10 protein-coding genes are annotated in these 11437 nt (G+C 68.8%); 3 read left to right on the top strand and 7 right to left on the bottom strand.

Annotated features, from left to right (window positions below; all coding sequences use genetic code 11):
* Positions 1–771: tandem-95 repeat protein (locus O6P37_RS10030; protein ID WP_269893910.1), on the top strand; the 771-nt coding region annotated here is incomplete at its 5' end.
* Between the two features lie 454 nt (positions 772–1225).
* On the top strand, positions 1226–2056 hold the full coding sequence (locus O6P37_RS10025) for a hypothetical protein (RefSeq protein ID WP_269893909.1): 831 nt from the start codon (positions 1226–1228) through the stop codon (positions 2054–2056).
* Positions 2057–2574: 518 nt separating this feature from the next.
* Here the strand turns inward: O6P37_RS10025 and O6P37_RS10020 are convergent.
* Genes O6P37_RS10020 through O6P37_RS10005 form a run of 4 tightly spaced genes read right to left on the bottom strand, consistent with a single transcriptional unit; the run spans position 2575 to position 7421 of the window.
* Positions 2575–3348: an MOSC domain-containing protein gene (locus tag O6P37_RS10020; protein WP_269893908.1), complete on the bottom strand. Its 774-nt coding sequence runs from the start codon at positions 3346–3348 to the stop codon at positions 2575–2577.
* Positions 3349–3350: 2 nt separating this feature from the next.
* Positions 3351–4211, bottom strand: a complete 861-nt coding sequence (locus tag O6P37_RS10015; RefSeq protein WP_269893907.1) for a pseudouridine synthase — start codon at positions 4209–4211, stop codon at positions 3351–3353.
* Complete coding sequence (locus O6P37_RS10010; protein WP_269893906.1) at positions 4208–5947, bottom strand: glycerol-3-phosphate dehydrogenase/oxidase; 1740 nt, start codon at positions 5945–5947, stop codon at positions 4208–4210. The genes O6P37_RS10015 and O6P37_RS10010 overlap by 4 nt, the downstream gene beginning before the upstream one ends.
* Positions 5948–6005: 58 nt before the next feature.
* Positions 6006–7421 carry an NAD(P)H-quinone dehydrogenase gene (locus tag O6P37_RS10005; RefSeq protein ID WP_269893905.1) on the bottom strand — a complete coding sequence of 472 codons (1416 nt, stop codon included), beginning with the start codon at positions 7419–7421 and terminating at the stop codon, positions 6006–6008.
* A 129-nt stretch (positions 7422–7550) separates the two neighbouring features.
* On the opposite strand from O6P37_RS10005, the gene O6P37_RS10000 reads away from it, so the two are divergent.
* Complete coding sequence (locus O6P37_RS10000; protein WP_264016304.1) at positions 7551–8033, top strand: gamma-glutamylcyclotransferase; 483 nt, start codon at positions 7551–7553, stop codon at positions 8031–8033.
* Here the strand turns inward: O6P37_RS10000 and O6P37_RS09995 are convergent.
* The 3 genes from O6P37_RS09995 to O6P37_RS09985 are packed head-to-tail and all read right to left on the bottom strand — an operon-like array spanning position 8030 to position 11370.
* The gene (locus tag O6P37_RS09995) at positions 8030–8968 is read right to left on the bottom strand and encodes a hypothetical protein (RefSeq protein ID WP_269893904.1); all 939 of its coding nucleotides are present in this window, start codon (positions 8966–8968) and stop codon (positions 8030–8032) included. The two genes, O6P37_RS10000 and O6P37_RS09995, sit on opposite strands and share 4 nt — an antisense overlap.
* Before the next feature lie 54 nt (positions 8969–9022).
* Positions 9023–10192 (bottom strand): amidohydrolase, encoded by a 1170-nt coding sequence (locus O6P37_RS09990; RefSeq protein ID WP_269893903.1) that lies wholly within the window; start codon positions 10190–10192, stop codon positions 9023–9025.
* Positions 10189–11370, bottom strand: coding sequence for a M20 family metallopeptidase (locus O6P37_RS09985; RefSeq protein ID WP_269893902.1), 1182 nt, complete (start codon positions 11368–11370; stop codon positions 10189–10191). The genes O6P37_RS09990 and O6P37_RS09985 overlap by 4 nt, the downstream gene beginning before the upstream one ends.
* Positions 11371–11437: the final 67 nt, after the last annotated feature.

Genomic DNA, 11437 nt, shown 5'->3' with positions numbered 1-11437 from the left:
TTCGAGTACTACGCCAGCGACCCCGACGGCAACACCAACACCGGCATCGTCACCATGACCGTCAACCCGGTCAACGACGCGCCGGTGGCCAACCCGGACGGGCCGTTCGAGGTGACCGAGGACACCGCGGCTACCGCACCGGAGTCGCTGCTGCTGGGCAACGACACCGACATCGAAGGCGACACGCTGACCATTACCGAGATTAGCGCGGCCAATGGCACCGTCACCGGAGTCGGCACCGGCACCCTGACCTACACGCCGAACGCCAACTTCAACGGCGTCGACACTGTCACCTACACCATCAGCGACGGCAACGGCGGCACCTCGACGACCACGGTGACCCTCAACGTGGCCCCGGTCGACGACCTGGGCTTCGAGGGAAAGACAGTCAATTACAGCTATCTCTATCCGACGGTTTCGGACGTTTGGGATAACACCAGCCAGGACGTGACCGTTGGCTCGGGTGTCGAGATCACTTCCCTATACTCAGGCTCTATTGCTAGCTCCGTTGATTTATCTAACGATCGGGTGCTAGTGACTTTCCACGACAACGCAAGCTGGAATGATTTCGGGACATTCAACGGGATCCGGGTTTCTGACGAGGCTGGCACCGTCAACAGCATCGTTAATGTCACTCTCTTGCAGAACGGCGGTAATGCCGCCCTCGACGCCACGCGCATCACCTTCGACGCTGACAATGTGTACCTTGATTGGGAAGGACTGGCGTTCCAAGCGGGCACCCAGGTCGAACTGCTCGTCCTGTTCGCCTGAGGTTAAGGGTGGGTCTGCATAGCGGGCCCACCCCACCTCTAGGCCGAGATGGTGGCTTTGGGCCTAATGGACCCGCGCAACGGCCGCCAACCACAGATTGGGTCCCCGAATAAACCGCGGTCGTTTGTACACAGCGGATATCGTATGGCTAATAGCGTGGCTCGCTGTCGCTTGAAAGATAGGTCCAAGACCGCCGGCGGCGGGGTTAAGTAGGCTTCTCGACCCTCAATTAACCGTCGCAATACACGCCGAATCACGCAAAGCTCAAGGGCTTCAGCAGGCAAGTGCGAACCATACTCGAACTGCTGAACTTTCGCTCTCAAACAGTGGGCTTGCCGGAACGGCCACCCGCACGAGTACCTGGGACGAATAGTAGGACAGCGGATCTGGAAGTGGGCGCAAGCCCCTATTGAACCTTGAGGAGCAGAATTTGAAGTATCCAACGCCAGGGCCTATGGATCCGGTCCACGACTATCCGGCAAACCAGCCGGGGCAGAACCGACCTACGCCTTGGCTGTGGATCGCACTCACCATCGCCGTCGTCATAATCGTGGTGCTGGCTGCCATAGTTATCTCTCAGAACCGCGACAACACTTTGGGTTCGGCCAAGACGGCTGCACCGTCGTCCGCGAGAGAGTCGGCAACACCGTCTAGTACTCAGTCGCCATCCGCCCGCACTGCGAAAGCCATGACGTGCGAGGGCTACACCGCCCAGGTCGACCCGGGCTCGCAGCCCGGATGGCAGCCGACGGTCGGCAAGCGCGGCCTGGCATATGCCGTGCCGCCGGAATGGGCGGTAGGCGGGTGCGGCGTTCAAATTGGCTGGCAGGCAGCGTGTCCGGCGGGTCAGCAAGGTGTGTGTGCGGCTCGTGCGATGGGTTCCGTCGCCACACTAAGAGATCCGGCCTGCCTCGACGGCAATCTCGCAATGGCCGGCGTGGCTGGCTCGCAGAATCCGGACATCAGGGTTGCGCTTGACAATGAGATCAAGACTGTGCCGACCATCTACGCTGGGATCAGCGGAAGCAAACCCAAAGTCGATTTCGGACCGGTGCGCGAATTCACGATCGGCACTCACCCAGCCGTTCAGATGGTCGCAAAGGTCACCGACATACGAACACCCGGCTGCACCGGCCCTGAAGCACTCCACAGCATGGTCGTCACCACGGTCCCGAACGTCGAGGGGTCCGTCGTATTCCTCATCTCGCTCAGGCAGGGCGCTCCCGGAGCCCCAAACCGCGAGTTGATCGACGACATGGTCAGGACGCTTAGGAGCCCCGCCTAACAGTCACAGCTCGCGCCCGCAAAAACTCGCCCGCCTCCCTGCCAAGGCGAAACATCTTCTGCAACCGCTGACCACCGATTGCAGTGGTTGCAGGAAGTGGCGCGGGCGACGGGGAAGGAGTACGCACAGCGTGGACCTCCGTCAAGCGGTAACGCAGCGAGTCGTTGTGTCCCCGCAGCCTCAGGCGGCCAGGGCCGCTGGGCGGTGTCAGCCGCTACAGTCCGTCGCCAAGACGCTCAAGCACGCGTCTTGAGCGGCGGGTACTTGAAACACTGCTAATTCGGCAATCTCTTTCATCTCGCTATTGTGGCGACGCCATTCTGGGCTACACGAAACCCGCGCCGGTGAACAAATCAACGGGTCGTGCGGCTCGACGGGCTGGCAGACGTCGACATATCAGGTGACCGAAACCGGTGACTACTCGCATGCAGGTGACAGCGATCGACGCGCCGCAGACGCCGATCGTCTGACCTCAGGGCCCGAAGGCGGGGATCGCAAGGCGATCCCCGCCTTTGGCGTCAGATCGCCCGCGCGTCCAGCGCCGCAGCGATCGCCCCGCGCCGCGGCGGCACGTGCTCGACTCGCACGGTGTCACCGATCCGCACCACGCCGGGCTGCACGACATCGGCGTAGGCCCCGACCGACGGCGAGTCACCACGCACCGGCACGTCACGCTGCCTGTCGCGGGTGATCGTGCGCAGGATCTTCTGGTCGCGGGCCAGGCCGGGCTGGGCGCGGGTCGTGACGATGCACCGCGGCGTCGGCATCACCACGTGCAGCACCACCTCGGCGCCGACGTGCAGGTCGCAGCCGAGCCAGCCGTCCTCGGCGTCCGGTTCCGCGTCGACGAGCAGGTTGGGCCGGAACCGGCGGGCGTCCCAGTCGCCGTCGGGATGCCGGTCGGCCAGCCAGCGCAGGGTGCCGGTGGCCGCGAGATGCACCGGCGCCAAGTCGACCAGCACGCCGGGTTCCTCGGTGGCCAGGCGCACCTCGAACCCGAGCAGCTCGGACACCCGCCGGGTCAGCTCGGCCTGGTCGTCCCGTATCACCGTTCCGTCACCGAACTCGACCTCGATGGGCGGCACCGGATCGCCCGCCGTCGGCTCACGCAGATACCGAGCGCGGCAGTTCAGCAGCGCGCCATGCTGTTTGGCACTGATGCGGTCACCGGACTCGACGGCGAAGAACGCCCGCACCCGGTCGCCCAGCACCCCGCCTTCGACGAATGTCAGGTGGTCGGGCTGCTCGCCCCACATCGACTTCACCGGATGGCGCCAGAGCCGTTCGATCACGCTCACAGAGTCCGTCCCGTCGTGAAACACCGGGTCGCCCCGGTGAGCGGATCCTCGAATTCCAGTCGCTGCGCCAGGAGCTGCAGTGGCCGGGTGAAGTCGTCGGCGGCCACGTCGAGCACCCGGGGATACAGCGGGTCATTCGTGATCGGCACGCCGATCGACGCCATGTGCACGCGCAGTTGATGCGTGCGGCCGGTTCGCGGCGTCAACCGGTACAGGTCGTTGCCGAGATGCTCGACCAACGTCTCTGCGTTCACGTCACCCGGCTCCTCATAGGCCTGTAGACGGCTGCGCTGCTTCATGATCCGGCTGCGCAGCACGGTCGGCAGCGCGACGGCCGGGGTTCCGGCGGCTCGCGCCAGGTAGGTCTTGCGCACCGCGCCGCGGGCGAACATCGTCTGGTAGGCCCCCCGCACGTCGCGGCGCACCGTGAACAGCAGCACCCCCGCGGTCAGCCGGTCCAGCCGGTGCGCCGGCGACAGGTCTGGCAGCGAAAGCGATCGGCGGAGCCGGACCAGCGCGGTCTGGGCGACGTGGCCACCGCGCGGCATGGTGGCCAGGAAGTGCGGCTTGTCGACCACGACGATGTCGTCGTCGCGGTGCAGCACCGGCAGTTCGAACGGGACCTCCACCTCGTCCGGCAGGTCGCGGTACAGGTACACCAGCGAATTCGGCGGCAGCACAGTGCCCGCAGTGACGACGCTGCCATCGGCGGCCAGCACCTCACCGTTGAAGACCTTCTCGGCCGCGCCCTCCCCGAACCGCGAAGCCAGTTCGACGAGCACAGCACCGCCGCGCAACCGGACCCGCGCGGGACCCAGGCCGTCACGCACCGGCAGCGGCGCGGCCCGCCGCGTCACTTCAGCGGCACCGGTTCGAGGATCTCGGCACGCGCCTCGGGGGCGGCGGCCCGCAGCGCGTCGGCGGCCTCATCGTCCTCCTGCGACTGCGAGAGCACCTCGGCCTCCACCCGGGCCAGATACGTGTCGACCTCGCGGTCGATGTCCTCGGTGCTCCAACCCAGCACCGGCGCAACGATTTCGGCGACTTCACGGGCGCAGTCGACGCCGCGGTGCGGGTACTCGATCGAGATCCGCATCCGGCGGGCCATGATGTCTTCGAGGTGCAGCGCGCCCTCGGCCGCAACGGCGTAGGCCGCCTCCACCTTGAGGTAGACCGGCGCCTCGGTGATCGGGGTGAGCAGCTCGGGATCTCCGTCGGCCAGCGCGAGCACGTCACCGATCAGCGAGCCGTAGCGGTCCAGCAGATGGCGCACCCGGTAGGGATGCAGGCCGTAGCGCGCACCGACGCTCTGGGTCTGATTGATCAGCGCGAAATAGCCGTCGGCGCCCATCAGCGGCACCTTCTCGGTGATCGACGGCGCCACCCGGGCCGGGATGAACTCGGCGGCCGCGTCGATGGCGTCCTCACCCATCACCCGATAGGTGGTGTATTTGCCGCCGGCGATGGCCACCAGGCCGGGGGCCGGCACGGCGACCGCGTGCTCGCGGGACAGCTTGGAGGTCTCCTCGCTCTCACCGGCCAGCAGGGGGCGCAGTCCGGCGTAGACGCCGTCGATGTCGTCGTTGGTGAGCGGGGTGGCCAGCACCGTGTTCACCGTCTCGAGGATGTAGTCGATGTCGGCCTTGGTGGCGGCCGGATGCGCCAGGTCGAGGTTCCAGTCGGTGTCGGTGGTGCCGATGATCCAGTGCGTGCCCCACGGGATGACGAAGAGCACCGACTTCTCGGTGCGCAGGATGATCGCCACCTCGCTGACGACGCGGTCCCGTGGCACCACGACATGCACGCCCTTGGACGCACGCACCCGGAAGCGGCCACGCTGCTTGGACAGCGCCTGGATCTCGTCGGTCCACACGCCGGTGGCATTCACGACGACGTGGCCGCGCACGTCGGTGACCTCACCGTCCTCGGAGTCGCGGATGCGAACTCCGATGACGCGGTCGCCCTCGCGCAGCAGCGACACCACCTGCGTCGAGGTGCGCACCACGGCGCCGTAGTGCGCGGCGGTGCGGGCCACCGTCATGGTGTGGCGGGCGTCGTCGACGACGGTGTCGAAGTAACGGATGCCGCCGATCAGCGAGCTGCGCTTGAGCCCCGGCGCCAGCCGCAGCGCCCCCGACTTCGTCAGATGTTTCTGCGCGGGCACGGATTTCGCGCCGCCGAGCTGGTCGTAGAGGAAGATGCCCGCGGCCACGTAGGGCCGCTCCCACCAGCGGTTGGTCAGCGGGAACAGGAATGGCATCGGCTTGACCAGGTGCGGCGCCAGGGTGGTCAGCGACAGCTCGCGCTCGTGCAAGGCTTCGCGCACCAGCCCGAACTCGAGCTGCTCGAGGTAGCGCAGGCCGCCGTGGAACATCTTGCTGCTGCGACTCGAGGTCCCGGAGGCGAAGTCACGCGCCTCGACCAGCGCCACCTTGAGACCCCGGGTTGCCGCGTCCAGGGCGGCGCCCGCCCCCACGACGCCGCCGCCGATGACCACGACGTCGAACTGTTCACTGCCCAGCCGCTGCCAAGCATCAGCGCGATATGCGGGGCCCAGGAAGGTCTGTCCGCTGCCTGCGATCGGGTCGCCCACTGGGATCCTCGCCTAGTTACTCGTCGGTACGGTTTGCTCGTACCCAGGTTACGTGCGGTCAGTCCAGATCGTCGTGCCTCATCAGGCGGCGGCCGGCCTCGGTGATCGATCCCGACAGCGACGGATACACCGAGAACGTCTGTGCCAGGTCCTCAACGTCGTTGCCGTTCTGCACGGCCAGCGCGATCGGCACGATCAGCTCCGAGGCGATGGGCGCCACCACCACGCCGCCGATGACCACGCCCGTCGCCGGCCGGCAGAAGATCTTGACGAAGCCGCGGCGCAGGCTCGACATCTTCGCCCGCGCGTTGGTGTTGAGCGGCAGCATCACGGTGCGCGCGGGTACTGAGCCGTCGTCGATCTTGGATTGGGGGACGCCGACCGCGGCGATCTCGGGCCGGGTGAACACCGCGGCGGCCACCGTGCGCAGCCGGATCGGCTCCAGGCCCTCGCCCAGCGCGTGATACATCGCGATGCGGCCCTGCATGGCGGCCACCGAGGCCAGCAGCATCAGGCCGGTGCAGTCACCTGCGGCGTAGATGCCCGGCACCGACGTGCGGGACACCCGGTCGACGTTCAGGTAGCCGCCCCCGCCCAGCTCGATGCCGACCCGCTCGAGGCCGAGCCCAGTGGTGTTGGGCACGGAGCCGACCGTCATCAGCGCATGGCTGCCCTCCACGGTGCGACCGTCGGCCATCGTCACCAGCACCCCGGTGTCGGTGCGGGTGACGGACTCGGCGCGGGCGTTCTTGACCAGCGTCACGCCGCGTTCGAGCAGGGCGTCCTCCAGCACCGCCGCGGCGTCGGAGTCCTCGTGCGGCAGGATCTGGTCGCGGCTGGCCACCACGGTGACCTTCACCCCGAGCTCGGTGTAGGCGTTGACGAACTCCGCGCCGGTGACGCCCGACCCCACGACGATCAGGTGTTCGGGCAGCGCCTCGAGGTCGTAGAGCTGACGCCAGTTGAGGATGCGGTCGCCGTCGGGCTCGGCGCCCTTGAGCACGCGCGGCCTGGCGCCGGTCGCGATCAGCACGACGTCGGCCTTGAGCTCGCTCTCGGAGCCGTCGTGCGCGGTGACCTTGACGGTGTGTGCGGCCATCCCCGGCATGTCGTCGACGAGTTCGCCACGGCCCGCGATCAGCCGGACACCCTCGTTGCGCAGGCGTTCGGAGATGTCGGCCGACTGCGCCGCGGCCAGCGTCTTCACCCGTTCGTTGATCCGCGGCAGTGAGATCTTGGCGTTGTCGAAGTCCAGCGCGTAGCCCAGGTCGGGCGCCCGGCGGAGCTCGGTACGCACGCCGGTGGAGGCGATGAAGGTCTTCGACGGCACGCAGTCCCACAGCACGCAGGCCCCGCCGAGGCCGTCACTGTCGACGATGGTGACGTCGACGTCCTCGGGGCCGCGGGCGGCCGCCACGAGCGCTGCCTCATATCCGGCGGGCCCGCCGCCGATGATCACGATGCGGGTTGCCACCGCACCAACCTATCGTCCGCCGCGGCCGGTGGCCGGGTGGATCGCATCCCCGGGTCGCCGCCCGGCGTGCGGTTGTGAGATTCGCCGCCGCTCCTGCTCGCGGGCGGGATCGGATTATGCTCTCCTACCGTGCCGCTCTACGCCGCTTACGGCTCCAACATGCATCCCGAGCAGATGATGGAGCGCGCACCGCATTCGCCGATGGCGGGCACCGGTTGGCTGCACGGCTGGCGATTGACCTTCGGCGGGGCGGACATCGGCTGGGAGGGCGCGCTGGCGACCGTCGTCGAGGACCCGCTGTCGAAGGTGTTCGTCGTGCTCTACGACATGACCAAGGAGGACGAGGACACCCTCGACCGCTGGGAGGGCTCCGAGCTCGGCATCCACAAGAAGATCCGCTGCCGCGTGCACCGGCTGTCGTCGGACACCGACACCGATCCGGTGCTGGCCTGGCTGTACGTCGTGGACGCGTGGGAGGGCGGTCTGCCGTCCGCGCGCTACCTCGGGGTGATGGCCGACGCCGCGGAGATCGCGGGCGCCCCGGCGGAATACGTCCATGACCTGCGGACCCGTCCCTCGAGCAACATCGGGCCCGGGTCCAGCTCGACCTAGGTCGTCAGCAGTTCCACGCGGTCGGCGTGCAGCCGTTCCAGCCGGGCGGTCACCTCGTCGATGCGCGACGCCACGCCCTCCTGGATGCGGTGCACACCGGTGATCGCCTCGGTCACCTTCTCCTTCGCCTCGATGATGCGGTCGCGGACCGCGAGATCGGTGAAGAGGTTGTCGAACCAGACGTCGAACATCTTCGTGGACTCGCCGAGTTCGACGAGCCGGACGCCCGCCATGTGCACGTCGGACAGTTCGGCGGTGAACGCGCGCAACGCGGAGTCGGCCGCCCGAAGCAGCGCCGCCACCTCGTCGAGCCGGTCGTTCTTGACCATGCTGGCGATCATGCCGCCGTCGAACCAGGTGTCGTAGGCCGACCAGAACCCCGCGTCGTCGAGCGTCTCGGCGGCCGCACGCAGATGCTCCAGCGCGGCCTCACCGGCGTCGAGCGCCTGCCCGAGCTCGCCGATCTCGGCCGCCGTGCCGCCCTGTTGCTGGGCGATCTGCACCAGCCTGGCCGCCTGCGGGCCGTTGTGTTGCCGCATCCAGCGCTCTTTGTCGGCCAGCGCGCGATCGAACCGAGCCTGCACGTCGCCGAGGCGGGCGCGGCGCTGCTCGAGGTGGTCGACCAGCTTCCGGTCGGCGTCGGCGCGGGCCTGCCTGGTCAGGTACTCGTACTCGGCGGCTTGGTGTCCGGCCGCCTCGCGGGCGAGGTCGTCGTCGTGAGAGCCTTTGAGGTGGGCGAGGATCGACGTGAGTGACATCTTCTCCAGGCGCGCCACGTCGGCCTGCTCGTCGGCCAGCTGGGCGCGCGCCTGGGCCGCCTCGGCCGCCGACGCGTCGGCCTGCTGCTGCGCGGTTTCCAGCTTGCGGCCCAGCGACTCGTGTTCGGCGAGTGCGGCGGCCGCCGTGGTCAGTTCGTCGTCCGGAGTAGACGTCATGTCGGCAGCCTAAGTCCGCTCGTGGGAGGTCCTGCGCACCGAATTGCGATGCGGCTAGATCAGGCCGGCCTGCTCGATGATGTTGACCAGCACCCGCACGCCGACGCCCAGCGCCCGCTCGTCGAGGTCGAAGTTCGGCTGGTGCAGATCCAGCTGTGGGCCGCGGCCGCTCCACACCCCGAGGCGGGCCATCGCGCCCGGTACCTCCTCGAGATACCAGGAGAAGTCCTCACCGCCGCCGGACTGGCGGGTGTCGGCCAACGCGTCCGGCCCGGTCGCCTCGATGGCGTGGGTGAGGATGCGGGTGGCGACCACCTCGTTCACCACCGGCGGCACGCCGCGCCGGTACTGCACCGTGTGCTCCAGGTTCAGCGGCGCCAACAACGATGAAACCGCATCGGTCACAATCGATTCCAGCGTCAGCCAGGTTTCCCGGCTCGCGGTGCGGATGGTGCCGGCCAGCACGCCGGTCTGCGGGATCGCGTTCGCGGCCACCCCGGCGTTCACCGCGCCCCACACCATCACCGTGCTGTTGCGCGGGTCGATGCGCCGCGACAGCACGCCGGGCACACCGGTGATCAGCGTGCCGAGTCCGTACACCAGGTCCCCGGTCAGGTGCGGCCGCGAGGTGTGCCCGCCGTGCGACTGAAGGCTGATCTCGATCTGGTCGGCCGCCGACGTGATGGGCCCCGGCCGCACCGCGACCTTGCCGACGGCCAGCCGCGGGTCGCAGTGCAGCGCGAAGATCCGTGACACCCCGCTCAGCGCCCCGGCGGCGATCGCGTCGATGGCGCCACCGGGCATCAGTTCCTCGGCGGCCTGGAAGATCAGCCGCACGCCGACCGGCAGGTCCGGCGCCGACGCCATCGCGAGCGCCGCGCCGAGCAGCACCGCGGTGTGGGCGTCGTGGCCGCAGGCGTGCGCGACGTTGGGCACCACCGACGTGTACGGCGCGCCGGTGCGCTCGGCCATCGGCAGTGCGTCCATGTCGGCGCGCAGTGCGATGCGTGGGCCGGTCTCCGGGCCGAAGTCGCAGATCAAGCCGGTGCCGCCGGGCAGCATCTTCGGATTCAGGCCTGCGTCGGCCAGCGCGGTGGCGACGAACTGCGTGGTCGCGAACTCCTGGCGGCCCAGTTCGGGGTGGGCGTGGATGTGCCGTCGCCACGACACCAGATCCTCGTAGTGGGCGGCGAGCCAGCGGTCGGCGGCGTCCTGCAGCGTCATCGCACCCGCCTCGCCTGCCGGTCGAGCACGCGGTCGCGCTCCTCCGGTGACTCGGCCAGCGCGACCACGGTGCGGGCCAGCATGGTCGCGCCTTCGACCACCGCCGTGTCGGCACTCGGACCCGCGGCGGCCGCGGTGAACGCCGGCTGGTGGATCGAGGCGCCGCCCGCGTCGATGCCGATGACCGGATGGATGCCGGGCAGCACCTGGGTGACGTTGCCCATGTCGGTGCTGCCCAGCGGCACCGACGCCTCCAACTCCTGAGCAAGCGGTTCGCGGCCCAGCCGGCGCATCTCCGCGCGGAAGGTCTCGGCCAGCCACCGGTCGGGGGTCAGCTCGGCGTACGGCGGCGCGGTCTCGGCGACCTCGTGGCGGCATCCGGTGGCGACGGCCCCGGCCGCGAAGCAGCCGGCCATCCGGCCCTCCAATTCTTCGAGCGCCTGCGAGTCGGCGGCGCGCATGGTGTAGCGGAGTTCGGCGTGCGCCGGGATGACGTTGGTCGCCTGGCCGCCGTCGGTGACGATGCCGTGCACCATCTGCCCGGGTGAGAGTTGTTGGCGCAGAAGCCCGATGGCCACCTGCGCGACGGTGACCGCGTCGGCGGCGTTGATGCCGAGATGCGGCGCGACGGCGGCATGGGACTCGCGACCGGTGTAGGTGACCGAGACCTCCGACAGCGCCAGCGACCGTGCCGCGGCGATGTCGACCGGGCCGGGGTGCAGCATCACGGCCGTCGCGACGTCGTCGAACGCACCGGCCGCCAGCAGCAGCGCCTTGCCGCCGCCTGCCTCCTCGGCCGGGGTGCCGATCAGCGCCACCGTCAGCCCGAGCTCGTCGGCCACCTCGGCCAGGGCGAGCGCCGTACCGACCGCCGACGCGGCGATGATGTTGTGTCCGCAGGCGTGGCCGATGCCGGGCAGCGCGTCGTACTCCGCGCAGATCCCCACCACCAGCGGACCGCTGCCGAAGTCGGCGCGAAACGCCGTGTCGAGACCGCCAAGAGGCGTGGTGACCTCGAACCCGCGCTCGGCGACCAGGGCCGCCGTCTTGGCGCAGCTGCGATGCTCGTTGAAGGCCAGCTCGGGCTCGGCGTGGATGGCGTGCGACAGCTCGACCAGGTCGCCGCGGCGGCGTTGCACGACGTCCTCGACGCGTGACGACGCGGTGGCGGTGGGCATTTCCGCAGTATCTCACTTGAGCTTTGCCCGCGCCGCGGGCCTCGTCGCAGCGCCGGACCGGCGGCTA

The sequence above is a fragment of the Mycobacterium hippophais genome (genome assembly GCF_027529605.1).
Classification (GTDB): Bacteria; Actinomycetota; Actinomycetes; order Mycobacteriales; family Mycobacteriaceae; genus Mycobacterium; species Mycobacterium arseniciresistens.
The sequence above is the reverse complement of the archived record's forward strand: the minus strand, read 5'-3'. Positions and strand labels throughout refer to the sequence as shown.

Excerpts from the sequence above, each read along its gene's own strand:
- O6P37_RS10025 (WP_269893909.1), top strand. The coding sequence starts at position 1,226 with ATGGATCCGGTCCACGACTATCCGGCAAACCAGCCGGGGCAGAACCGA.
- O6P37_RS09995 (WP_269893904.1), bottom strand. The coding sequence starts at position 8,968 with ATGACGTCTACTCCGGACGACGAACTGACCACGGCGGCCGCCGCACTC.
- O6P37_RS09990 (WP_269893903.1), bottom strand. The coding sequence starts at position 10,192 with ATGACGCTGCAGGACGCCGCCGACCGCTGGCTCGCCGCCCACTACGAG.
- O6P37_RS09985 (WP_269893902.1), bottom strand. The coding sequence starts at position 11,370 with ATGCCCACCGCCACCGCGTCGTCACGCGTCGAGGACGTCGTGCAACGC.